Annotated in this window: 19 protein-coding genes and 1 pseudogene; 11 read left to right on the forward strand and 9 right to left on the reverse strand. The window is 63.0% G+C overall.

From position 1 onward, the window contains the following. Positions 1-433: 433 nt before the first annotated feature. A complete protein-coding gene (locus tag SAZ10_RS27840) occupies positions 434-2,434 on the reverse strand; it encodes a PhoX family phosphatase (protein WP_318612698.1) in 2,001 nt (666 codons plus the stop codon). 181 nt (positions 2,435-2,615) lie between these two features. On the opposite strand from SAZ10_RS27840, the gene SAZ10_RS27845 reads away from it, so the two are divergent. From SAZ10_RS27845 to SAZ10_RS27870, 6 genes are all read left to right on the forward strand, one after another. Next, a complete protein-coding gene (locus SAZ10_RS27845; protein WP_318612804.1) occupies positions 2,616-3,233 on the forward strand; it encodes a LysE family translocator in 618 nt (205 codons plus the stop codon). Between the two features lie 313 nt (positions 3,234-3,546). Continuing rightward, positions 3,547-4,521: a cysteine synthase A gene (gene cysK, locus SAZ10_RS27850; RefSeq protein ID WP_318612699.1), complete on the forward strand. Its 975-nt coding sequence runs from the start codon at positions 3,547-3,549 to the stop codon at positions 4,519-4,521. Between the two features lie 162 nt (positions 4,522-4,683). Next, entirely contained in the window at positions 4,684-5,643 is a 960-nt protein-coding gene (locus SAZ10_RS27855) for a TAXI family TRAP transporter solute-binding subunit (RefSeq protein ID WP_318612700.1), read from the forward strand. Positions 5,644-5,881: 238 nt separating this feature from the next. Next, positions 5,882-7,978: a TRAP transporter permease gene (locus tag SAZ10_RS27860; protein WP_318612701.1), complete on the forward strand. Its 2,097-nt coding sequence runs from the start codon at positions 5,882-5,884 to the stop codon at positions 7,976-7,978. Continuing rightward, a complete protein-coding gene (locus SAZ10_RS27865) occupies positions 7,975-8,343 on the forward strand; it encodes a DUF1850 domain-containing protein (RefSeq protein ID WP_318612702.1) in 369 nt (122 codons plus the stop codon). The genes SAZ10_RS27860 and SAZ10_RS27865 overlap by 4 nt, the downstream gene beginning before the upstream one ends. A gap of 503 nt (positions 8,344-8,846) precedes the next feature. Continuing rightward, the gene (locus SAZ10_RS27870; protein ID WP_318612703.1) at positions 8,847-9,353 is read left to right on the forward strand and encodes a ferritin-like domain-containing protein; all 507 of its coding nucleotides are present in this window, start codon (positions 8,847-8,849) and stop codon (positions 9,351-9,353) included. Positions 9,354-9,402: 49 nt separating this feature from the next. On the opposite strand, the gene SAZ10_RS27875 is transcribed toward SAZ10_RS27870, so the two are convergent. Beyond that, on the reverse strand, positions 9,403-10,131 hold the full coding sequence (locus tag SAZ10_RS27875; protein ID WP_318612704.1) for a helix-turn-helix transcriptional regulator: 729 nt from the start codon (positions 10,129-10,131) through the stop codon (positions 9,403-9,405). 325 nt (positions 10,132-10,456) lie between these two features. On the opposite strand from SAZ10_RS27875, the gene SAZ10_RS27880 reads away from it, so the two are divergent. Further along, on the forward strand, positions 10,457-10,765 hold the full coding sequence (locus SAZ10_RS27880) for a multidrug efflux SMR transporter (protein WP_318612705.1): 309 nt from the start codon (positions 10,457-10,459) through the stop codon (positions 10,763-10,765). 98 nt (positions 10,766-10,863) lie between these two features. On the opposite strand, the gene mbfA is transcribed toward SAZ10_RS27880, so the two are convergent. Next, positions 10,864-11,847 (reverse strand): iron exporter MbfA, encoded by a 984-nt coding sequence (gene mbfA, locus SAZ10_RS27885; RefSeq protein WP_318612706.1) that lies wholly within the window; start codon positions 11,845-11,847, stop codon positions 10,864-10,866. 168 nt (positions 11,848-12,015) lie between these two features. Here mbfA and SAZ10_RS27890 point away from each other — a divergent pair, with 168 nt between their 5' ends. From SAZ10_RS27890 to SAZ10_RS27900, 3 genes are all read left to right on the forward strand, one after another. Then, positions 12,016-12,897 carry a Ku protein gene (locus tag SAZ10_RS27890; RefSeq protein ID WP_318612707.1) on the forward strand — a complete coding sequence of 294 codons (882 nt, stop codon included), beginning with the start codon at positions 12,016-12,018 and terminating at the stop codon, positions 12,895-12,897. Positions 12,898-12,900: 3 nt separating this feature from the next. Next, a complete protein-coding gene (gene ligD, locus SAZ10_RS27895) occupies positions 12,901-15,444 on the forward strand; it encodes a DNA ligase D (RefSeq protein ID WP_318612708.1) in 2,544 nt (847 codons plus the stop codon). 480 nt (positions 15,445-15,924) lie between these two features. Further along, a complete protein-coding gene (locus SAZ10_RS27900) occupies positions 15,925-16,914 on the forward strand; it encodes a threonine/serine dehydratase (protein WP_318612709.1) in 990 nt (329 codons plus the stop codon). 98 nt (positions 16,915-17,012) lie between these two features. On the opposite strand, the gene SAZ10_RS27905 is transcribed toward SAZ10_RS27900, so the two are convergent. From SAZ10_RS27905 to SAZ10_RS27930, 6 genes and pseudogenes are all read right to left on the reverse strand, one after another. Then, positions 17,013-18,161 carry an ABC transporter permease gene (locus SAZ10_RS27905; RefSeq protein ID WP_318612710.1) on the reverse strand — a complete coding sequence of 383 codons (1,149 nt, stop codon included), beginning with the start codon at positions 18,159-18,161 and terminating at the stop codon, positions 17,013-17,015. Beyond that, the gene (locus SAZ10_RS27910) at positions 18,158-19,075 is read right to left on the reverse strand and encodes an ABC transporter ATP-binding protein (RefSeq protein ID WP_318612711.1); all 918 of its coding nucleotides are present in this window, start codon (positions 19,073-19,075) and stop codon (positions 18,158-18,160) included. Before SAZ10_RS27910 ends, SAZ10_RS27905 begins: the two co-directional genes overlap by 4 nt. A 152-nt stretch (positions 19,076-19,227) precedes the next feature. Next, complete coding sequence (locus SAZ10_RS27915; protein ID WP_318612712.1) at positions 19,228-20,172, reverse strand: HlyD family secretion protein; 945 nt, start codon at positions 20,170-20,172, stop codon at positions 19,228-19,230. Continuing rightward, positions 20,169-20,852 carry a CerR family C-terminal domain-containing protein gene (locus SAZ10_RS27920; protein WP_318612713.1) on the reverse strand — a complete coding sequence of 228 codons (684 nt, stop codon included), beginning with the start codon at positions 20,850-20,852 and terminating at the stop codon, positions 20,169-20,171. The genes SAZ10_RS27915 and SAZ10_RS27920 overlap by 4 nt, the downstream gene beginning before the upstream one ends. Positions 20,853-21,224: 372 nt before the next feature. Then, positions 21,225-22,096 (reverse strand): annotated as a pseudogene (locus SAZ10_RS27925) (intradiol ring-cleavage dioxygenase). Positions 22,097-22,134: 38 nt separating this feature from the next. Further along, the gene (locus SAZ10_RS27930) at positions 22,135-23,217 is read right to left on the reverse strand and encodes a maleylacetate reductase (protein WP_318612805.1); all 1,083 of its coding nucleotides are present in this window, start codon (positions 23,215-23,217) and stop codon (positions 22,135-22,137) included. A gap of 345 nt (positions 23,218-23,562) precedes the next feature. Between SAZ10_RS27930 and SAZ10_RS27935 the strand changes: the two genes are divergently transcribed. Beyond that, positions 23,563-24,582: a polysaccharide lyase gene (locus SAZ10_RS27935; protein WP_412535313.1), complete on the forward strand. Its 1,020-nt coding sequence runs from the start codon at positions 23,563-23,565 to the stop codon at positions 24,580-24,582. Positions 24,583-24,602 lie beyond the last annotated feature (20 nt).

Genomic DNA, 24,602 nt, shown 5'->3' on the forward strand with positions numbered 1-24,602 from the left:
ACAGAAGCCGGCGAGATCGGCGATGCCTGCCGCGTCGTTGCGGAAGCGGCTCGCCGCCCCGCTCGGCTCGACATGCGCGTCGAGCCACTCTTTCGAAACATCCACTCCACAGATGCTGTTGTTCACGATAACCTGCCTTGTGCGTGCGATTGGAGCCAAGCGACTATTCGGTCGTACGTGACGAAGGCGAAGATCCCATGCTCATCGACGGTTGTAGCCGAAGGGGCGTCGGGCGACTTCGCCAAGCCTCGAACCGGATGGCCATCCGGTTCGAGGCTCAGTCGCTTCCATCGCACAGAAATCTTTCCGCGCAGATACAAGGGGCAGCGCCAACGGTCAAAATCTATCGCCGCCGATATCAACCGTTGTAAGGGGCGGCCAGCTAAAGAAAGGCTCCAACCGCCGTTTGCCCCTCCCCAGCAATGCACTCAATTCACACCCCGATCTTGCCGCCGCCCTGCTTGGTGATCGCCACCACCGAGGGGCGCACCGGCATGTCGTCCCTGAAGTCCGGCCAGCGGGTCGACAGATCCTCATAGTAGGAGAGGCGGCCGAAGCCTTCCCAATCGTCGCCGCCGTCGCCGGGGTGCTGGACGGCCACGAAGGCGGTCTCGGCGTCCGGCGTGAACTGCGGGCCGCACATTTCAGCTCCGACCGGGACCCTGAAGAAGAGCTTCGAGGTCGCGCGTGCTTCGCCTTCCGTGTCGACGGCCCAGAGCCCGTCGGTCCGGCCGGTGGCCTTCGGCCCCTGGCCGTCGGTCGCCACCCAGAGCCGACCGACCGAATCGATCGCGCAGTTGTCCGGCATGCCGAACCAGCCATTGGCCGTGGTAGCGGTCGAGAAGGACGCGCCGACCTCGGCGATCGACGGGTCGCCGCATTTCAGCAACACTTCCCACTTGCCTTTGGTGGCGGTGAAGTCGCCGCCATCCTCGGCGATCTCGATGATATGGCCGAAGACATTCTCCTCGCGCGGGTTGGCGGCATCGACCTGATCGAGCTTGCGCTTCGTGTTGTTGGTCAGCATGACATAGACCTTGCCGTTGGTCCCGTTCGGTTGCACGTCCTCCGGCCGGTCCATCTTGGTGGCGCCGAGCAGGTCGGCAGCACGGCGCGTCTCGATCAGCACGTCGGCTTGCGAGGCGAATCCGTTCTCGGCCGTGAGCGCTCCCTGGCCGTGGACCAGCGGCAGCCATGCGACCGAGCCGTCCGCATCGAACTTCGCGACATAGAGCGTGCCGCTATCGAGCAGGTCCATATTCGCAGCGCGGTCGTTCGGGTTGAATTTGCCCGAGGTGACGAACTTGTAGACATAGTCGAAGCGCTCGTCGTCGCCGAGATAGAAGACGACGCGACCGTCCTTCGCGACGATTGACTCCGCGCCCTCATGCTTGAAGCGGCCAAGCGCCGTTCGCTTCTTCGGCGTGGAGGTCGGGTCGTCGACGTCGACCTCGACGACCCAGCCGAAGCGGTTCGGCTCGTTCGGCTCCTTGGAGAGGTCGAAACGGTCGTAGTGGGCGGCCCATTCATAAGCGCCCTCAGGGATGCCCATGCGCTTGTAGTTGGCGGCTTCCTTGTGTCCAGCCGCAAGTTCGCCCGAGAAGTAGCCGTTCATGTTCTCCTCGGCCATCACATAGGTGCCCCAGGGCGTGACGCCGCCGGCGCAGTTGTTGACGGTGCCGACCACCTTCGTGCCGGTCGGGTCGGCGCTGGTCTTGAGGCGATCGCTGCCGGCGGCCGGCCCGGTGATCTCGATCTCCGTATTGGCGGTGATGCGACGGTTGAGCTTGCCCTCCCGGACGACCTGCCATTTGCCGGCGTCCTTGCGGATCTCGACGATCGTGCCGCCATGCGCAGCCATCTCCACGTCGACTTGCTCTTTCGTCAGCGGCTTCAGCTCGAGCTTCTTCTTGCCCTCCTTCTCGACGACGCTCACGATACCGGGGAACATCAGATGCGGGTTGGTGTATTCGTGGTTGACCACGAGCAGGCCATGATCCGCGGCCCCATCGAGCGGGATGAAGCCTACATAGTCGTTGTTGTAGCCGAACTGCCTGGCCTGCGCCGCGGCAGTCTGTCTGGTTGGATCGAACTCGGGCGAATCGGGGAATAGCGGGTCGCCCCAGCGCAGCAGGATATCGGCGTCATAGCCCTCAGCGACGTGGTGCCTCTCGTCGACGCCGGCCTCGAGCTCCTCGAAATTGAAGGCGGACTGACCCTCGGCATGCACCTTCTCGGCGGTCAGCAGCGCGATCGGGCTCACCGTGGCGGCAATCGCGGTAACGGCGAGGGAGCCCTGCAGGAAGCCGCGCCTGGAGAAGCGACGCGAGATGATCTCGCCCATCGTCGGATTGGCAGTAGGGTTCGTGCCGGGGCCTTCATTCTCTTCGAGGAGGCTTGTCCGGAAGGGGGACGAATCGTGGTCCTTGATCATCGTCGGATCCTCTTGCTTGCTGAAGCTGGCTACTGTTCGTTGCAAGCCGGTCCGTAGTTCCTCCGCATAACACCTCCATGACAGTCTCGGGACATTATATGGCACTGAGCAGTTTGCTCACCTCTTTTCACGATGGCTGCAGCATGGCACATGCATGGCTCACACTTCTTCGGGCACCGTCATGACCCTTGCAGGCTTCATCACCTATGGCGGCGCGCTTGCCATCGCAGCAGCCATTCCGGGCCCCGGCATTGCGGCGCTGGTCGCCCGCGCGCTCGGTTCAGGGTTCCGCGCATCGCTGTTCATGGCGCTCGGGCTGGTGCTCGGCGACCTCACCTATCTTACCGCGGTCGTGCTCGGCCTTGCCTTCATCGCCCAGACCTTCGGCACGGTCTTCCTCCTCATCAAATGGCTGGGCGTCGCCTATCTTGCCTATCTCGCCTATGTGTTCTGGACCGCCGGCATCTCGCCTGAGACGATCGAGGCGAGGAAAGGCCGCGGCGGCCTGTTCTCCAGCTTCGTTGCCGGGCTGACCGTCACGCTCGGCAATCCGAAGACGATGGTGTTCTATCTGGCGCTCGTCCCAACCCTGGTGGACCTGCACAATTTGACGGCCGCGGACTACGGCATGCTCGCCGCCTGCACTGTCGTCGTGCTGCTGGTTGTGCTCGTCCCCTATCTCGCGCTCGCGGCCAAGGCGCGCTGGCTCCTGAGGACACCGCCCGCATTGAAGGCGCTGAACCGTACGGCGGCCGGCTTCATGGCCGGCGCGGCTGCGGCGATCGCCGCCCGCCAATAGAGCGGTGACGCCCGGATAAATCCGGGCTGCCGCTCCATCTGCCTGTTTTTGCCGCATTTGTGCAACGCCAAGCAATTCCGCTTGGCTGCAACATGCTTAGAGCGGCGTGCGTTAAATTGAACCGTCACGCCGCTCTATCTCTTTGTGTAGGCATCGGATTCGTCCGAAAACCGCTACGCACTTTTCGGTCCGACGCTCTAGGCCTTGGTTCCCGCCCCTTATCCCTGTTAGAACAGCCGCACGGCGCATCGGAGGGCCTGTCGATCCTCCGCTGGCTATCCTGCCTATCAAAGCTAATCCGGGAGCGAAACAGATGGACAAGCCCGTCGCCACGACGCCAGGCCGCGGCCGCATCTTCAACTCGATCACCGACACGATCGGCGACACGCCGCTGGTGCGCCTCGACAAGTTCGCCAGGGAGACGGGCATCGTCGCCAGCCTGCTGGCCAAGCTGGAATTCTTCAATCCGATCGGCAGCGTAAAGGATCGCATCGGTGTGGCGATGATCGAGGCAATGGAGGCTGCCGGCAAGATCACGCCCGGCAAAACGACCCTGGTCGAGCCGACATCCGGCAATACCGGAATCGCGCTCGCCTTTGCCGCCGCCGCCAAGGGTTACAAGCTGATCCTGACCATGCCCGAGACGATGTCGCTCGAGCGCCGCAAAATGCTGGTGCTGCTCGGTGCCGAGCTGGTGCTGACCGACGGCAGCAAGGGCATGAAGGGCGCCATCGCAAAGGCCGAAGAGCTCATCCAGTCGATCCCCAATGCGGTGATCCCGCAGCAGTTCGAAAATCCGGCCAATCCGGAGATCCACCGCCGCACCACGGCCGAGGAAATCTGGAACGATACCAATGGCGACGTCGACATCCTGATTTCCGGCATCGGCACCGGCGGCACGATCACCGGCGCCGGCCAGGTATTGAAATCACGCAAGCCCGGCATCCATATCGTCGCGGTCGAGCCGGAAGCCTCGCCAGTGCTGTCAGGCGGCCATCCCGGCCCGCACAAGATCCAGGGCCTCGGCGCGGGCTTTGTCCCGACGATCCTCGACACGTCGATCTATGACGAGATCGTCACCGTTTCCAACGAGGATGCCGTAGCTTATGCCCGCCTCGTGGCCCGCCTGGAAGGCGTACCGGTCGGCATCTCCTCGGGTGCAGCGCTGAAGGCGGCGACCGTGATCGGCTCTCGCCCCGAAAACGCCGGCAAGAACATGGTGGTCATCATACCGTCTTTCGCCGAGCGCTACCTGTCGACCATCCTGTTCGAGGGACTCGCCGGCTAGGAAGAATAACGGCAAGAACCATCGGTTCACCCCAAGCGCCTTGCTGTTTAAGCAGCACCTAAAGTACTGCAGTGTTTCGGGTTTATCCTCCAAGGACTGACTTAACACTTGGCATTCTGTCTCCCCTGCCTAAAACTATTCGGACACTAGGGAGGTTTTCAGATGCTTGCTTTCAGGACCAGGCTTCTTGCGGTGGGCTCGGTCGCCCTTTCAATCGGCCTCGGCACACTGCCGGCCGTGGCGCAGGAATTCATCAACGTGCTCACCGGCGGCACGTCCGGCGTCTATTATCCCCTCGGTGTCGCGCTGTCGGAGATTTACGGCAAGGGCATCGAGAGCGCACGCACCCAGGTCCAGGCGACCAAGGCGTCGGTCGAAAACCTCAACCTCTTGCAGAAGGGCCGAGGCGAGATCGCCTTCACGCTCGGCGATTCGCTGAAGCTTGCCTGGGAAGGCAATGCGGAAGCCGGTTTTCCAACCAAGCTCGACAAGCTCAGGGGTATTGCGGCCATCTATCCCAATTATATCCAGATCGTCGCGGCGAAGGATTCCGGCATCGAGAAGCTTGGCGATCTGAAGGGCAAAAGCCTTTCGGTCGGGGCGCCGAAGTCGGGCACCGAAATCAACGCCCGCGCAATCCTCGCCGCGGCCGGCATGAGCTATGAAGACCTCGGAAGGGTCGAGTACCTGCCCTTTGCCGAATCGGTCGAACTCATCAAGAACCGCCAGCTCGATGCAACGCTGCAATCGGCCGGCCTCGGCGTCGCTTCGATCCGCGACCTCGCCACCTCGGTGCCGATCAACGTCGTCGCCGTCCCTGCCGACACGGTCGGCAAGGTCGGAGAACCTTATCTCGCAACGACAATTCCCGCCGGCACCTATGAAGGCCAAGCCGGCGACGTTGAGACGGCGGCGATCGGCAATTTCCTGGTCACCCATGAAGGCGTCTCGGAAGAGACGGCCTATCAGATGACGAAGCTGCTCTTCGAGCATCTCGACCAGCTCGTTGCCGCCCACGCCGCGGCCAAGGCCATCGACCCGGCCAAGGCGCTCGATGGCATGCCGATCCCGCTGCATCCAGGTGCCGAGCGCTATTACAGGGAGAAGGGGCTGCTGAAGTAGGTTTTGCGGGCGCTCCTTCGGCATTGCTTATGCCCCGTCGCGCCCCCCTCTGGCCTGCCGGCCATCTCCCCCACAAGGGGGGAGATTGGACGGCCGCTTTGCTTTCGCCAATCGCCAGCGTTGCATGCAAAGCGAAACCATCAAAGCTGCCAATCTCCCCCCTTGTGGGGGAGATGTCCGGCAGGACAGAGGGGGGCAACGTAGGGCGTCAGCTCCTCCGCGAAGAAGCGAGCAAGCCATGACCACGGCGGAACTCACGCCCCCTTCTGCCGCAGACGATCTCGAAGGCCTCCCGCCCGGCTTCGGCCAAGGCATTGCCGGCCGCGTCGCCTTTCTTGTCGCTATCGCCTTTACGGCTTTCCAGCTCTGGACGGCCGCCTACGGAACTCTACCCAGCCAGATCGTGCGGGCTATGCATGTCGGCTTCCTGCTGCTGCTCGGCTTCGGACTAGTGGCCAACCTCAAGGCGAAGTCGGCCGCCGGCAGGGCGGTGCTCTGGGCACTCGGCATCGCAGGTTTCCTGACCGGCATCTACAACTGGCTCTTCTATGCCGACCTGATCCAGCGCTCCGGATTCCTGACCCCGCTCGACCTGGCGGTCGGGACCGTGCTTGTCGTCCTGGTCTTCGAGGCGGCGCGGCGGTTGATGGGCGCGCCGCTCGCGGTCATCGCAGGCGTCTTCCTCGCTTACTGCTTCCTCGGCAACTACCTGCCGCCGCCCTTCATCCATCGCGGCTACGATTTCGCGCAGATCGTCGAGAACTTCGCCTATGGAACCGAGGGGATCTACGGCACACCGATCTATGTGTCGGCAGCCTACATATTCATCTTCGTCGTTTTCGCCGCCTTTCTCGAGCGCGCCGGCATGATCGCGCTGTTCAACGACTTCGCGCTAGGGCTCGTGGGCGGCGCGCGAGGCGGGCCGGCGCAGGTCTGTATACTTTCGTCCGCGCTCATGGGGACGATCTCCGGCTCCGGTATCGCCAATGTCGTGGCGAGCGGGCAATTCACCATTCCCTTGATGAAGCGGTTCGGCTTCCGCTCCGCCTTTGCCGGCGCCGTCGAGGCCACCTCCTCCATGGGCGGTCAGATCATGCCGCCCGTCATGGGAGCGGTCGCCTTCATCATGGCCGAGACGCTCAACGTGCCCTATGCCGAGATCGTCAAGGCGGCGATCATCCCGGCGATCCTCTATTTCGGAGCCTGCTTCTGGCAAGTCCATCTCGAAGCCGGCAAAGCAGGGCTGAGAGGGATGAACAAACAAGACCTGCCGAATCCCTGGGACGCGGTTCGCCAGCACTGGCCGCTCGTGCTGCCGCTCACGGCGCTTGTCTATCTTCTGTTTGCCGGCTATACGCCGATCTTCGCCGGCACAATGGGACTGGCGCTCACGGTGGTGCTGATCCTTGGCATGCCGCTCGCAGCTCTGATCGGCCCACTCGCTTTCCGCGTCGTCTTCTGGGTCGCGCTCGGCTTCGCCGCAGCGGCCTTCATGAAATTCGGAGTGAACATCCTTGCGCTGGTCATCGGCGTGCTGGTGGCGGCCTGCCTGCTGTTCGAAGGCGGACGCGAGACACTGCTGGTCTGCGTGGACTCGATGGCCGAAGGCGCGAAGAACGCGCTTCCCGTCGGCATCGCCTGCGCCATCGTCGGGATCGTGATCGGCACGCTGACGCTGACCGGCATCGCTTCGACCTTCATTGGGTGGATCATCTCGGTCGGCGAGGACAATCTGTTCCTGTCGCTGGTGCTCACCATGATCACCTGCCTCGTGCTCGGCATGGGCATTCCGACGATCCCCAACTACATCATCACCTCCTCGCTCGCCGGCCCGGCGCTGCTCGAGCTCGGCGTGCCGCTCATCGTCAGCCACATGTTCGTGTTCTATTTCGGCATCATGGCAGACCTGACGCCGCCCGTGGCGCTCGCCGCCTTCGCTGCCGCCCCCATGGCAAAGGTCTCCGGCATGAAGATTGGCTTGCAGGCGACGAAGCTCGCCATCGCCGGCTATGTCGTCCCGTTCATGGCGGTATACACGCCGGCGCTGATGCTCCAGGACGGCGGTGCGATCGCCGCGAGCTTCGGCTATCCGGTCGAGGTGGTGTATGTCATCTTCAAAGCCTGCGTCGGCATCATGCTTTGGGGTGCCGCGGTCGTTGGCTACCTGTTTGGGCCGATCGCCTTATGGGAGCGTGCCGCGGCACTTGCCGCCGGATTGCTTTTGGTCCTCGCGCTGCCACTCACAGACGAGGCGGGATTTGCTCTCGCAGCGCTCGTAATCGGCCAGCATTGGTGGCGGACACGAGGCAGCACGCAAGGAGCGACCGCGCCGTGATCTGCCTGTTTGCCGCCGGCCAGATGACGGCCTTCGCCGCCATAGCTTTTACGCTCGCCTGGACGCATTCGATCGAGAAGACGCGCTGGGAGGAAGAGTGGCAGGTGACGGCAGCGGGGCTGAAGCTCGCCGAGGCACGCGTCAAAGGCTCCGGCGCCGGTGTGGATCCGCAGGCCGGAGCCGAGCTCAGGGGTGGCTGGTTGGTTTGGCGGCCTGACCTGCGGCCGCAGCAACAACTGGTCCTCGCCGCATCAGACGCGACGGGCCAAGGCTGGACGCTCTGCGCGGAAGGTCGTTGTGCGGTGTTCGGAGATAGGCCGGGCGATCCGGCTGTCGTGAGGCCGTGTGGTGCTCATGATCAATGAAACCTTGGTTCAAATGATGCGCTTCGACGAGCGCAGGCCGGCCCCGGCCCGCGCATATAATGACGTTCCGGCCGATAACTCGGCCTGACAAATTCGCGTAACGCAGATGCGAGCTGCGCGATGCGAGCCCAAAGTTCCATGACCCAATTTCCCTGCAATGTCGGACGTCCCTTCCGACTGGGAGCACTCTACGCCTCACCGGTGAATCGTCGGTGAACGCGATGTTAATATTTCCCCGAAAAACGCGTCGAGCGTGGCTGAAATGCGGAGCTTTCACGGCCTTTCGGTGCTGCGAGCGGCAATGATGACGACTGTGTCTTTTTGGACACAAATTCGGCGCCGGGCTCGTGCCGGCGCACTATTCAAAATGCCGGCTGGCGGCCACTTTTCTCGGAACCCCATTCTCGCCGTCGCGTTGCTTCGAAGGCTGACCTGAGCGCACGCGGACCCGTCGAGACGGCGGGTCCCGCGAAGAAGTTCACGCGAACCGAAGGGATCAAACCATGGGACTATTCTCGAAGGACATCAAAACGCTCGACGACCTTTTCGTGCATACGCTGCGCGACATCTATTACGCCGAGAACCAGATCGTGAAGGCGCTGCCTAACATGATCGACAAGGCGACCAATCCCGCCCTGAAGCAAGGCTTCGAAAAGCACCTCAGGGAAACGGAAGGTCACATCAAGAGAGTCGAGCAAGTGTTCGAACTGCACGGCGTCGAAGCGAAGGGCGTCGACTGCCCCGCCATCGACGGCATTATCGAAGAGACCGAGGAGATTTCGGGCGAGATTGACGACAAGCAGGTCATGGACGCTGCGCTGATCGCCGCCACGCAAGCCGTCGAGCACTACGAGATCACCCGCTACGGCACTCTGATCGCCTGGGCGGATCAGCTCGGACGGAGCGACTGCGCCACGATCCTCAAACAGAACCTCGCCGAGGAGAAGGCGACGGACAAGAAACTGACGGAGATGGCGGAATCGAGAGTCAATATGCAGGCTGCAGAGTAGGACTTACGACTACCCTCGAAGGCAGCGCCGGCGCATGACGCCGGCGCTTTCATATGGAAGCGACTAAACGCTGCTCCTCCGGCCAAGGAGGCACCGCTTCGGGCAAAAACGCCTGTGCGAAAGCCCGGCGGCCTTCAGGCGAGAACGTGATTGTCCTGCCCTTCTTTTGGCGCCTCGCCCATCTCTCCTTGAACAGCACGTCGAGGATAGCGGCCCCCAGCGAGCCCGCGAGGTGCGAACGCCGCACGCTCCAGTCGAGGCAGGCTCGGCAGACCGGCCGGCGCAGGCCTTGCAATGCGCCCACATCGATCCCGCGAGCCGCAAAGAAACTATGGCCGTTGCGGCCGAGCCGAATCCCGTCCGCCGTTTCCGCTATGGCGTCTTCGGCCAGCAGCCGGTCGAACATGGCGACCGCGAGTTCGCCGGCAAGGTGGTCGTAACACACGCGCGCCTCGCGCATTGCGTCGTCGCGAGGGCCGGGCCGCACACGCCGTGTCCCGACAACCGCGGCCACGCCCATGATCGCCTCGAGCATGGCCGCAATGTTCGGTCCGGCGAGCGCGAAATAGCGATGGCGGCCCTGCACCGAGAGCTTGAGCAGGCCACCTTCGGTCAATTTGGAAAGATGCGAGCTTGCGGTCTGTAAGGTCACGCCGGCTTCCAATGCAAGCTCGGTTGCCGTCAGCGCCGTCCCGCCGACGAGGGCGGTGAGCATGTTCGCCCGCGCCGGGTCGCCGACCAGGCTGGCGATGTGGGCGATATCAGGTCCCTCACGCATTATTCGATCCTAATCGAAGCATCCTCGTCGAGCTAGTGGTATGGCCTCAACCTATCACCGTCGTGCGAAGCGATGCTTCGATGGCGATCGAACAATTGAAGGCCGGTAAAACATGAACTACTGTGCTTGAAATCTCCGTGGATCCCTCATGTGCTGTGCGACCGTGGCATGGCGGAGCAGGATGAAGCTCTGGCCCGCAGCAGGACCCCGCACTCCTGATCCATCCTTGCGATCGGTCGTGGTTCTCCCTACATCACGAAAGGCGAGGACGACCTCCCCTATAGGTTTAAACGATCGGGACGACCCGACTGAAAGGGGCCGTTCCATGGTCTGGATCTATCTTTTCGCCGCCGGCATTCTCGAAGTCGTCTGGGCATATGCCATGAAGCTGTCGGAAGGCTTCACGCGGCCCTGGCCGACGACAATCACCATCGCCGCCATGATCGCCAGCTTCAGCCTGCTCTCGATCGCCATGCGCTCGCTGCCGCTGGGCACCGCCTACGCGATCTGGACCGGAATCGGCGCGGTCGGCGCCTTCCTCGTCGGCATCGCGGTGCTGGGCGAGGAGCTGACGCTGATGCGCGTCCTCGGCGTGGCGCTCATCACCAGCGGCCTGGTCGTGCTGAAGCTCTGAGCGGCATGCGATCTCGTTAATCGCGGCGCCGATCCAATTGTTGCTCACGCGTCGGATTGGTCCGAAAACCGTTATGCAGTTTTCGGTCCGATACTAAGTCAGGCACTGCCGATCAGCACGCCGGCTGCGAACACCAGCGCGCCGCCCACGACCACCTGGAAGGCAGCTCGCAGGAACGGCGTTTCCATGTAGCGGTTCTGGATGAAGGCAATCGCCCAAAGCTCGAAGAAGACGACGATCGCGGCTATCGTAGTCGCTGTCCAGAATTGCGGGATGAGATAGGGGAGCGCGTGGCCGAGCCCGCCGAGCGTGGTCATCACCCCGTTGGCGATACCGCGCTTCAGCGGCGAGCCGCGGCCTGACAGCTTGCCGTCGTCATGCGCGGCCTCCGTGAAGCCCATCGAGATGCCTGCGCCGACTGCGGCGGACAGCCCGACAAGGAAGGTCCGCCAGGTATCCTGAGTGGCAAACGCGGCGGCAAAGATCGGTGCCAGCGTCGACACTGAGCCGTCCATCAGTCCGGCAAGCCCGGGCTGCACATAAGTCAGGATGAACTGCCGGCGTTCGGTTTCCGCCTCCTCCTTCCTCACATCGGCCGGCGCGTATTTCATACCGAGCCGGCGTGCCAGCGATTCATGCGACTGCTCGGCGATGGCAAGATCGCCGAGCAGCTTGCGTGTCTCCGCATCGGTCGTGCGCTTTGCGGCCTCCGTATAGAAACGCTGGGCGTCGGCCTCCATCTTCTCGGCCTGCGCTCGCACCTTGTCGATTCCGAGCGGTCGTACCAGCCAGTCCGGCTTGCGCTCATAGTAGCCGCTGACATGCTCGCGCCTGATCAAGGGTATGCTTTCGCCGAAGCGCGCCCGATGCCGCTCGATGAGGCGGGCGCGGTGGACATCCTCCTCGTCGGCCATCTCGTCGAATACCTTGGCCGACTGTGGGAACTCCTCGCGGATGCCGTCCGCATAGGCGCGATAGATGCGGCCGTCATCCTCTTCCGAAGAGATCGCCAGCGCCAGGATTTCCTGTTCAGAGAGGGACGAGAAGGGACGGCGGCCAAAGCCAAAGACTCGGGAAAGCATGAGGTGGTTTCTCTAGTTTAGAATAGTTCTAAGTTATGCCGCGAAGCGCTGATCGTCAACGACGCTCTCCGGCGTTTTGCCGCATCGGGGGAACCCGGCTCACCCGGCAGCGTTCCATGGCATGCACGCGAATCCATCTGCATGGCGTGTCGAACCGAGGAGTCGCTGATGGCCGTGCGGTCAGCCTGGAAGGGATATCTGAAGCTCTCGCTCGTCACCTGCGCGGTGGAGCTCTTCAATGCCACCACCCATTCGGAGAAGCTGTCGTTTCGCATCATCAACCGGAAGACCGGCAATACGGTGAGGCGCCAATATGTCGACGCCGGCACGGGCAAGCCGGTTGAAGAGGAAGACCAGGTCAAGGGCTACGAGGTGGGCGACGACGAGTACCTCCTGGTCGAGGAGGACGAGATCGAGTCGGTCCAGATCGAATCCAACCACACGCTGAACCTCGACGGTTTCGTGCAGAAATCCGAGATCGACCCGATCTATCTCGACACCCCCTATTACCTGGCGCCGGCCGACGAGGTGTCGGAGGAGGCTTTCGCGGTCATCCGTGAGGCTCTGGCGGCCAAGAAGATGGCGGGAATGGCGCGCATCGTCCTCTATCGTCGAGAGCGGCCGGTCGTCATCGAGGCACGCGACCGTGGCATGCTCTTGACGACCTTGCGTTTCGAGAAGCTGGTGCGCAAACCCGAAGAGGTCTTCAGTGACCTGGAGAAGGTTCAGACCGACGAGGAGATGATCGGCCTCGCCTCCAGCATCATCGACAGGAAGAAGATGAAGTTCGACCCGTCGAAATTCGAGGACAAATACGAGGAAGCGCTGCAGGCGCTCGTGAAAGCCAAGCAGGCTGGAAAGAAGCCGCCGGTCGCAAGGCCTGCGGAACAGCCTTCCAATGTGGTGAACCTGTTCGATGCGTTGAAGAAGAGCCTGGCTTCGGAAGGCGGCAGCGAGACCGCGGCGACGAAACGCAAACCGCCGGCGCGCTCGCGGCCTGCAGCCGCACGCAAATCCGGCGGCCGGGCGCAGCATCGCAAGTCGGCTTGATCGATGCCAAGCCTCGATCAATATCACGCCAAGCGCGACTTCCGTGTCACCGGCGAACCGCGCGGCAAGAAGAGCCGGTCGAAAGCGACAGGCGGTATTTTCGTCATTCAGAAGCATGACGCGACGCGGCTCCATTACGATTTGCGGCTGGAGCATGGCGGCGTGCTGTGGAGCTGGGCCGTCACGCGCGGCCCCAGTCTCGATCCGTCCGAGAAACGGCTTGCGGTCCATGTCGAGGACCATCCGGTCGAGTATGCGTCTTTCGAGGGCATCATTCCGGAAGGCGAGTACGGGGCCGGCTCGGTCATCGTCTGGGACGAAGGCACATGGGAGCCGGACGGCGACCCCGATAAAATGATGAAGAAGGGCCACATCGATTTCGAGATCCGTGGCGACAAGCTGAAGGGCCGCTGGCACCTGGTTCGGCTTCGCCCGCGTCCCGGTGAAAAGCGTGACAATTGGCTGCTCATCAAGTCGGACGACGAATATGCCGACAGGAAGAACGACATTCTCGAAGATGCTCCGCAATCGGTGAAGTCGGGCCTGACCATTGACGAGATGGGCCAAGAGCCGGACGCCCGGCGCTGGCATTCGAACCGAAAGGGCCGGTCGGCAAAGACAGCCAAGCCGAAGCCAGCGCCCACCCGAACCAGAGCCCGAACCGGCAAGGCAAGCCCCGGGGAAGCCAAGCTGCCGAGTTTCATCGCGCCTTGCCTGGCTACGCTCGAAAAGAGCCCGCCATCCGGCGACGAGTGGCTGCACGAGGTGAAGTTCGACGGCTACCGCATCGGCGCCTATCTCGCAGGCGGCGACGTGACGCTCTATACCCGCAACGGCCTCGACTGGACGGAGCGCTTCGGCAAGGAGATCGCCGATGCTTTCGCCGGGCTCAGCGTGAAATCTGCCGTCATTGACGGGGAGATCGTCGTGCTCGGAAAGGATGGCGTCGCCACTTTTTCGGAACTGCAACTCGCCCTTTCGGAGCGGCGCTCCGACAAGATGATCTTCTATGCCTTCGATCTTCTCTGGCTCGACGGCGAGGACCTGAGGCGAGAGCCACTGATCGACCGCAAGGAAAAGCTACGCGATCTTCTGGAGGGCTTCGACGAGCAAGGGCCACTGCGCTTCAGCGAGCATTTCGCGGAAACGGGCAAGGTGATCCTTGAACATGCCTGCCGCATGGGGCTCGAAGGCGTGGTCTCCAAGCGGGCTGACGCGCCCTATCGCAGCGGCCGCGGCCACGACTGGGTCAAATCCAAATGCACGCTGCGCCAGGAATTCGTGATCGCCGGCTATGCGCCGTCTGACAAGACCGGCAGGGGAATCCGCTCGCTGGTGATGGGTTACTACAAGGACGGCAAGCTTCAGCCTGTCGGTCACGTCGGCACCGGCTTCACCGGCCGCGTGCTGACCGATCTCCAATCGAAGCTCGATCCACTGAAAACCAAATCGGCGCCGTTCTCGGGTGCTGCGGCGAAGGAGAAGGGCGTGGTCTGGGTGAAGCCGGAGCTCGTCGCCGAAATCGAGTTCCGTTCCTGGACGAGAGGCGGCAATATCCGGCAGGCCTCGTTCCAGGGCCTGCGTGAGGACAAGCCGGCCACGGAGATCGTCATGGAGAAGCCCGGGAAGGTGGAGGAGCCCAGGAGCACGAAGGCTCCGGCCGAAAAGGCGGCCGGCAAGGCTGCCGCGAAGCAGACTCCGGTCAAGCTCTCCCACCCCGACAAGCAGCTGTGGCCTGCCGAGCATGTCACCAAGCAGGATCTGCTCGATCACTATGCGCTGGTATGGCCGCGCATGGAGCAGTTCGTGGTCAATCGGCCGCTGGCCCTCGTTCGCGCTCCGGACGGCATCGAAGGGCAGCGTTTCTTCCAGAAGCACTCGATGCCGGGCATGTCGGCCTCGATCCTGAAGTCGCACGATCCCGAGGACAATGAGGAAATCCTCTACATCAGGGATTTCGACGGGCTCGCCGCGCTCGTCCAGCTTGGTGTCGTCGAGGTGCATATCTGGGGCTGCACGGTCGATGAGATCAACACGCCCGACCAGTTCGTTTTCGATCTCGATCCGGACGAAGGGCTGGATGTGGAGGCGGTCCGCAAGGCCGCCCTCGAGATCCATGGTAAGCTCGACGAGCTGGGAATGTCGAATTTCGTGAAAGTCTCTGGCGGCAAGGGCTACCACATCATCGTGCCGCTCAAGCCCAAGGCGGACTGGGCGGCAGTGAAAGGCTTCGCCCATGACTTCGCCGAGGCGATGGTTCAGGCCGCCCCCGACCGTTACACTGCAACTCTGTCGAAAAGGGCGCGCAAGGGCAGGATCTTCATCGACTATCTCAGGAACAACCGCGGCTCGACCACGGTGGCGCCCTATTCGACGCGGGCCAAGAAGGGGGCGACGGTTTCCGTGCCGGTCACCTGGGAGATGATCGCCGACGGGCTCGGCCCGGCCGATTTCTCGATCGGCAGCGACGCTCTCAAGAAGCGCCTGCGCGCTGCCGACCCCTGGGCGGATTTCTTTGCCAAAGGCAAAGCGCTGGGACGAGGATAGGCAGTGGCAGTGGGCAGTCAGGAATCACGTCCGTTGGCGCCCTTTTGCGCCCCCCTCTGTCCTGCCGGACATCTCCCCCGCAAGGGGGGAGATTCGACGGCCGGTTCGGTTCGCCAATCGCCGACGTTGCAGTTTGGCGAAACCATCAATGACAGCCAATCTCCCCCCTTGCGGGGGAGATGTCCGGCAGGACAGAGGGGGGCAACGCAGGGTGCTGATTTTGACTGTATTGCCAGACCACGACGAGAGATGAAGCTGACATGTCGACCAACGGCAGTGGCGCCGTGAATAAGCGCGCGAGGCGTCTGATTTCGCAAAGTTCCTTCATTGATGCCAGCCCATTGCGTCTGTGTTCCCCCAGAAGCGCCAGGAGCAGGTGCCTACTGCCCCCTCCACCAATTGACTCCATGACATAATTTCGCTGGCGCGCTGCTGCTTCACATGCTCGATAGTCCCCCGCAACGACACTTCGAGCGCGCCATGACCGTCCAGACCCAGACTCCGCCTACCGTTTCCGACATGCGCAGCGCGGCCGACAGGCTGCGCGGCCTTGCCGTCGAGACGCCACTGATCGAATCGCCGGCGCTCAACGAGCGTTACGGCGCGAGAATCCTGTTCAAGGCGGAGGTCCTGCAGCGCACCGGCTCCTTCAAGTTCCGCGGCGCCTACAACAAGATCTCGTCGCTTTCGGACGAGGAGCGCAGGCGCGGCGTCGTCGCCTTTTCGTCGGGCAACCATGCACAGGGCGTTGCCGCTTCGGCGGCGCTGTTCGGCATCGATGCCCTGATCGCGATGCCCTCCGACGCACCGGCGATCAAGGTGGCCAATGTCAAGAAGGCCGGCGCGAAAGTGGTCCATTTCGACCGCGTCCGCGACGACCGGATGACATTCGTGAAGCCCTATCTCGAAGAAGGTCGTGTCCTTGTTCCTCCCTATGACGATCCGGCGATCGTCGCCGGGCAGGGAACGATCGGCCTCGAACTGATCGCGCAGTCCGAAAGGCTCGGCGTGAAGCTCGACGCGGTCATCGCGCCTTGCGGCGGCGGCGGACTGATCGGCGGCATCTCGCTTGCCGTCAAGGACGCGTTGCCGGAGACCTCCATCTGGGCGGTGGAACCGGAGAATTTCGACGACACGGGCCGCTCGCTCGCTGCCGGCAGTCGCGTCTCCAACGCTCCCGGCCACACCTCCATCTGCGACGCCCTGATGGTATCGGAGCCCGGCGCCTTCACTTTTGAGATAAACCGCAAGACGCTGTCGGGCGCCGTTGCGGTTTCCGATAGTGAGGTCAAGGCTGCCATCCGCGACGCCATGGCCTTCCTGAAGCTCGTCGTCGAGCCGGGCGGCGCCGTGGGCCTTGCTGCTATCACTTCCGGCAAGATCGACATCGCCGGCAAGACCGTCGCCGTCGTGCTGTCGGGTGGCAATGTCGACTACGACGCCTATGCCGGGATCATTGGCGGAGCGTGAGTTAGCACCGGGGACAGTTTACTTTTTTCCGCCAGCGCTGACCTTGAAACGGCCTCGCCTTTCTGCGGAAAAAAGTAAACTGTCCCCAGCGCCTCTCCTCAATCCAGCGTCCGCCTGAAGCGGAACAGCGCCAAGCCGGCAAAGGCGAAGATGAAGATGATGAGCGCCGTGACCTCGGCGGCGATTGCCTGGAAGTCGGCCCCTTTCAGCATGACCGCGCGAATGATCCTCAGGAAATGCGTCAGCGGCAGGATTTCGCCGAAAGACTGCGCCCAGCCCGGCATGCCGCGGTAAGGAAACATGAAGCCGGAGAGCAGGATCGAGGGCAGGAAGAAGAAGAAGGTGAGCTGCATCGCCTGCATCTGCGTGCGCGACATGGTCGAGATCGAATAGCCGAGCAGCACGAGCGCCAGCACGAAGGCGAGCACCGCCGAGAGCAGCAGCGACAGCGAGCCCATGAAGGGCACGTTGAACAGGAGTTTCGACGCCGTGAGCACCACCGCCACCTGCACCGCGCCCACGACCAGATAGGGGAGAACCTTGCCGAGCATGATCTCGGCCGGGCTCGCCGGCATGGCAAGCAGGTTCTCCATTGTGCCGCGCTCCGTCTCGCGCGTCAGCGCCATCGACGTCATCATCACCATGGTCATCTGCAGGATGACGCCGAGCAGGCCTGGCACGATGTTGTATTGCGAAATGCCTTCGGGATTGTAGCGGCGGTGCACGACGATCTGGACCTGGTTGCGCTCGTTCTCCCTGGCCTCTGCCTGCATGCCCTGCTCACGCAGCAGCGCCTGGGTTGCAACCGTCGAGAGCGTCGAGATGGCTCCGCTTGCCGCGGCCGGGTCGGTTGCGTCTGCCTCGATCAGCAAGGTCGGGTAGTCGTTGCGCTCCACCCGACGTGCAAAGTCGGAGGGGATGGTGACGATGAACAGCACGTCGCCGCGCGCCATCAGCTCTTCGGCCTCGGTCGCGCTCTCAGCCACATGGTCGAAACGGTAATAGTCGGTGACTTGCAACGCCGATACGATGGCGCGGGTGAAGCGGTCGTTGCTGGTTGCGACCAGCGCAGCCGGAAGGCCCTTCGGATCGTTGTTGATGGCGTAGCCGAACAGAAGCAGCTGCATCAGCGGCACGCCGAGCATCATGGCGAAGGTGATGCGGTCGCGCCGCATCTGGATGAATTCCTTCATCAGCAGTGCACCGAGCCGGCCGAAGGAGAAGATGGAGGAGAGGCTCTTTCTCATGACATGTTGTCCTTCGATCCAGCCATGAACTGGATGAACACGTCCTCGAGGCTGGTCTCACCGCGCTCGACCGTGATGCCCTCAATCGTGCGGATTTCTGCGAGCGCGGCCGCGAGCCTCCCCTCGTCCGAGCCAACGACATGCAGCGTGTTGCCGAATGGCGCCACCTGGTCGACGCCCGATTTGCCCTTGAGCGCTGCTTGCACCCGGTCGAGCCGCGGCCCTTCGATGACGAAGGTGGTGAGATGCGCGTTCCGCACCACCTCGTCCACGGTCCCGGCCGCCAGCATCTTGCCGTAGGAGATGTAGCTGATGCGATGGCAGCGTTCGGCCTCGTCCATGTAGTGGGTCGAGACGAGCACGGTGAGACCGCCGCGCGCCAGCCGGTGGATCTCGTCCCAGAATTCGCGCCTCGCCTTGGGGTCGACGCCGGCAGTCGGCTCGTCGAGCAGGAGCAGCCGCGGCTTGTGCATGATGCAGGCCGCCAGTGCCAGCCGCTGCTTCCAACCGCCGGACAAGGTACCCGCGAGCTGGCCGCGACGCGACGTCAGGCCCAGATCCTCCAGCGTGTCGTCGACAAATCGCGCCACCGGCTTCAGGCCATAGAGCCGCGCCACGAATTCCAGATTTTCCGCGATTGTCAGGTCCTCGTAGAAGGAGAACCTCTGGGTCATATAGCCGACTTCGCGCTTGATCTGCAGGCTCTCGGTCCTGAGGTCGTAGCCGAGCACCTGACCGGAGCCTTCGTCCGGCGTCAGCAGCCCGCACATGATGCGGATCGTCGTCGTCTTGCCCGAGCCGTTGGGTCCGAGAAAACCAACGATCTCGCCCTCGGCGACGTTCATCGACACGTGATCGACGACTGTCCTGGTGCCGAAGCGCTTGACGAGGTCGTGGACTTCGATGGCGTTCATAGCTGCGGAGGGCAGTAAGGCAGTAGGGCAACAGGGCAATAGGCGAAGAGGTCGGAGAAGCTCCGACGTTCTCGCAAGCCACCGCATCGATCAGTACTCATGCCCTATTGCCCTACTGCCCTATTGCCCTACTGCCCTATTGCCTTATTGCCCTATTGCCTTAGTCCCACATCCACGATCTGCCCCGGCTTCAACGGCCCTGCCTTGCCTTCCGGCCGCGCCTCGATCAGGAAAACGAGCTTCTGCCGCGTCTCCAGGGAGTAGATGACGGGGGGCGTGAATTCCGGGTCCGGCGAGACGTAGCTCACCCGCGCGGTCAGCCCCGGCTGGCAGCCGTCGCAATGCACGTCGAGCAGCGCGCCGATGCTGACGGAGGAAAGGCTTTCCTGCGGCAAATAGAGCTTCAGCTTCACAGCGCCGTCCGGGAGCATGGAGATGACCGGCGCGGTGGGCCCAGCAACATCGCCCGGATTGCGGATGATATCGTTGATGCGGCCGGGCGCGGGCGCCGTGATCGTGCGCCTCGAAAGCCGCCACCGGGCGTCCTCCAGCGCGGCTTTGGTCTGCTTCACCTGGTTCTCGGCGGCCCTGATCGTCTCCGGCCGCGCCGGCAGCTTGGCGACCGCCAGATTGGCTTTCGCCTGCGCGACCATGGCTTTCGCCACATTGAGCTGCGTCTCGGCATTGTCGTAGTCGGCCTGGGTGGCTATCTGGCGCACCAGAAGATTGGAAAGGCGCGAAACCACGCGCTCGGCTTCCGTCTGCTGCACCTGGGAGGAGGTAAGCGTCGTTTCGAGCACGGCGATCTCTTCCGGCCGCTTGCCGATCTGGAGATCGGCGAGCTGGGCCTCGGCCTGGGCAAGCGCGGCTTCGGATTGTGCGACGGCAATGGTCGCATCGCTGTTCTCCAGCTGCGCGACGGCCTCGCCGGCCGTGACACGGTCGCCGCGCCGAACGCCGACCGTCGTGACATCCGCCACGTCGATGGGCGCGAGGAGCACGAATTCGCCTTCGACATAGCCGACCGCGAGCGGAGGCGGCCCTGCGCAGGCGGAAAACAGCCAGGCCGCGAACGGTATCGAACAAAGGAGACTCATGGCTTGTCGCCTTCATGGGCAGCGAGCATCGCCGCCAGATTGTCCTTGGCGACTGCGATGATCGCCGCCGCCTCCTTCGGGCCGATGTCGGGCCAGCCCATGCGCCTCAACACCGCGACCCGGCCGATGCGGAAATAGATGACCTGGCCGATCATCGTGAAAACACGGAGCTTGGTGCCGTCGCTCTCGGCCTCTTCACCCGTCGCCTCGGCCCAGATCTGGCAAAGCCGGCGGTGAACCGGCTCGAACACACCGTTGTAGACAAGGTCGAGCGCCGCGGTGGGATGCGCGAGCTCGCGCAGCAGGAACTGCACGATCTCGCCCGCCTCCGGCGCCGCGACGATGAAGTTGACCATGCGGTCTATCGCGCCATTCAGCCGGTCAACCGCCTCGGCTTTGCCCATCGGTCCACCGGCATCAGCCTGGAGTGCCTGGCTCGCGACCCGCTGGATCGTCTCGACGATGAAGCCGGCGCAGGCCCTGCGCAGCCCTTCCTTGCCGCCGAAATGATAGGCGATCGAGCCGATATTGGCATTTGCTTCCGCCGCGATCTCACGCGTCGAGGTGCCGTCGAAGCCCTTGGCTCCGAACAGGTTCAGCGCGGCGCGGATCAGCGCCTGCCTCGTCTGTTCGGCGGAGGCAGGCAGCGGACTGGGGGTGTGGCTCGATGTCCTGTTCATATGGCTGATTTAATCATTCGATTGATTAAATATCAAGGGGACAGTTCGCATTGACGATGCGTCAATTCAACTCAAGCGACTGCTGCCGGTCGAAATTTACGTCCAAGCCCAGTGCCAGAGGCGATATGGGTTCAAACCCTTGATGGTTTGGCGCTGCCCTTTCACGCTCTCTTCGCCAAGGCAGGGGTTGAATCTGGCGCGGCGCCGGTGCCCCCCTCCCCCTTGTCGGGAGGGATTCAGGGTGGCTCGAGGTTACCCCTCAAGGGTAGCTGAAGCGCGGGCGGCATCTCCGGCTTGCCATGGCGCGCGTCGGACCCCCACCCTGAATCCCTGCCCACAAGGGGGGAGGGGGTCGTCAGCGTCGCGCCTTCCTTACGCCTTCGCCAGCACGAAGTCGCACACCGTCTCCCAGTACGGCCCGCCGAACCCGTTGCGCTTGATCTCCGTGGGATCATCCTTGCGGAAATCGACGATCAGGCTCTCCTTCACGCCGAATACCGCATCGCTCGAAAGATACGGATCGTCCGGATCGAAGACATGCGTCGTGATCGGCTTATAGCCTTCCGCGCCGACGATGAAATGAATGTGCGCCGGCCGGAAAGGATGTCGGCCGAGCCCTTCAGCATCATGCCCACGGGGCCGTCGTCGGGGATCGGATAGAAGCGCGGCTTCGCCGACTTGAAGAAATAGCGCCCTTCCGCATCGGTCGTGAACACGCCGCGCAGGTTCATATCGGGTTGCACCCCTTTCTGCTGGACGTCGTAGAAGCCCTCGTCATTGGCCTGCCAGACATCGAGCAGCGCGCCCGCGATCGGTCGCCCCTCGAGGTCGGTCACGCGGCCGCGCACCAGAAGCGACTCGCCCTTGCCGTCCAGGCAGATGTCGACGCCGTTCGGGTGGCGCGGCGCATCCGAGACATGAAACGGACCGAGCACTGTCGTCTCAGTCGCGCCGGTGGGCTTGCGATTGTTGATCGTCTCGACCAGCATCGAGACGCCCAGCGTATCGGAAAGCAGGATGAATTCCTGCCGCCAGTCCGTGCACATCTGCCCGGTCCTCGTTAGGAACCGGATGCCCTGCACCCACTCCTCGTTGGTCGGCTCGACCTCCTTAATGAAGGCGTGCAGATGCTTCACCAGCGCGGACATCACCTCATGGAGGCGCGGTTCGACTTTGGCCTCGTCCATGCGGGCAATGACGGCCTCTTCCGACTTCTCCTCGGAAAAATAGACAGTGTCGGCCATGAGCGTGCCTCCTGCACGGCAAGCCAAGCTTCAGTGTGCTATCCGTCGCCTTCATTAACGGCAAACGGCTCCTCCCCGGCCCAGGCGCCTGCGATCAGATTGCGGATGCCCTGCCGCTCGAGCGGTCGCGGGTTCCAGTACGGGTTCGAGAGCGCGAGGTCGGTCGCTTGGTCGATGCCCTCCTCGGGCATGCCGATTTCCTTCAGCGCGCGGGGCGCGCCGACCTTCCGCGACAGCTCGAACAGACCTTGCGGTGCGTCAGCCACGCCAAGCGCTCCGGCGATCCTGGCGATTGCCTTCGGCACGGCCGGCGCGTTGTAGGCAAGCGTGTGCGGCAAGATGACGGAGTGCGTATCGGCATGCGGCAGGTCGAACAGGCCGCCGAGCGTATGGCAGAGCTTGTGATGCAGCGCCATGCCGACCGACCCGAGGCAGGCGCCGGCAAGGAACGCGCCGTATTGCGCATCGGAGCGGGCATCACGATCGGCCAGGTTCTCGGCAATACGCGGCAGCGCGCTGCCGAGTGCGGCGATGCTCTCCACGGCCAGCGCGCTGACGACGGGATTGGCATCCTCAGCGTAGAGGGCCTCGGCCGAATGTGCGATGGCATTGATGCCGGACGTTCCCGACAGTCGCTTCGGCAAGGTCAGCGTCAGTTCGACATCATAGATCACGACCTCGGGCAGCACCTTCATCGATTTCTGCGTGGTCTTCCTCCAGTCTCTGGTCTCGCCAAGGATCGGCGTCATCTCGGAGCCGGCATAGGTGGTCGGAATGGCGATCTGCGGCAGGCCCGTTCGCAGGGCGATCGCCTTGGCAAGCCCGATGGTCGAGCCACCTCCGAAGGCAACCAAGCAATCCGCTTCAACACGCCGCACTTCGGCAAGGGCGTCTTCGGTGACGTCGATCGGCGTGTGCATCGTCGCCTTGGAGTAAAGGGCGGCAGCCGATCCGTCGAGCGAAGCCAAAAGCGCCTCGCCATTCGCCTTCCGGTTCGCCGTCGTGAGGAGAAGCGCACGCTTTGCGCCGAGCCGTCCTATTTCCTCGGAGAGCTGCTTCAGCGCCCCGCTGCCGAACACCACGCGTCCGGGCAGTGCAGTGTAGATGAACGAGTGCATCAGAGCTTCTTGCCATCGCTCGCTATGCGAGCGCATCGTTTCGGGATTATGTGCGACGGTTAAGAAACCGACAATACCGAAGGCGTGGATGGCGGGCGAAGCTGACCATATCGCACCTGCCGTAACAGTAGCGATATGTCCTCGGCAGACAAGACCACCGGGCTTCAAGGGAGCCAGCGGAACGAACCCCGTAATTTACTGTAAAAACTTGACGTGCTGCCGCACTGCGGGGCAATCTTTACCTCTGTCGCCTTTCCAATTCCGGCGCTCCATCCGGACCGCAACCAGGCATTGCAAAGGCCGCCGACCAAACCGCGGTGAGCCCGCGATCCTGACGTTGCAAACATGATGAAAAATGCAATCCGATGGGCCGGGCTTGCGGCCTTTCTGTTATGTGGAGCGGCACAGGCCGAGGACTGGGCCAAACCGCTCTTCGACGGCTTCGACGGGTCGGACTTCTCGCCCGCCGGCGGGCTCTACTATCGCGAGAATTTCGAGCAAAGCGCCGGCACGGTCGAGTTCCAGAAGGCGGTGAAGCTGAGCGGCGCGGGTGCGCTGAAGCTCAGCGTCAAGGCGCTGTGCCCGACCGACGATGACGGTTGCAGCGAGCGGGCGGAGATCTGGGAGAAGACCGCACTGCGCGTGCCTTACGATCAGGGCGTCTGGTATGGGTTCGCCGTCAAGTTCGGCGATCCGATCCCGATCGATGATCATCGCTACCTGATCGCGCAGTGGAAGCGCGAGATTATTCCCGGCGCAGAGGGAGACTTCAGTCCGTTCCTGGCGCTGAGGCTGCGCAACGGAAAGCTGTTCGCAACCGTCGAGACCAACTACGTCGCGCCCGACGCTTCCGCACAAACAGAAGATTCCTCGTCATGCTGCGGCGGCAAGATGCAGTTGTCGCCCCAACATGCTTCGGCGCAAACCGACGAAGCCGGCTGTCCCGAAGGCGCGGCGCCGGTCTGGTTCAGGCCGGAGACCAACCAGATGCGCGCCCTGGTTGCGACAGATTCCGCCTGGACGGCTGAGGACAACGACCTATATCACGGCTGCACGAAAGCCATCCGGGTGATAGACCACGGCAACAAGCTGCCGCTTCCGTCATCCGGCTGGATCGATTTCGAGGTTTTTACCAAGCCTGGGCCGGACGGCACCGGCCGCATAGAGATTTTCGCAAACGACAAACCGGTCGTCACTGTGGAGGGGCATATAGGTCACGCCGACCACGGCCTCGGGAACAACCAGTACTTCAAGTTCGGCCCCTATCGGGCCGGCCATAGTGACGATTGGACGCTTTACTATGATCATTTCAGGCGTTCGCCGCATTGCGCCGATGTATTGAGCGAGGGTTCATGTCCCCTTCCGTAGATCCAAGCATTCGGGTTTCC

This window comes from Mesorhizobium sp. BAC0120, from assembly GCF_033542235.1.
In the GTDB taxonomy this organism is placed as follows: Bacteria; Pseudomonadota; Alphaproteobacteria; order Rhizobiales; family Rhizobiaceae; genus JAWRCU01.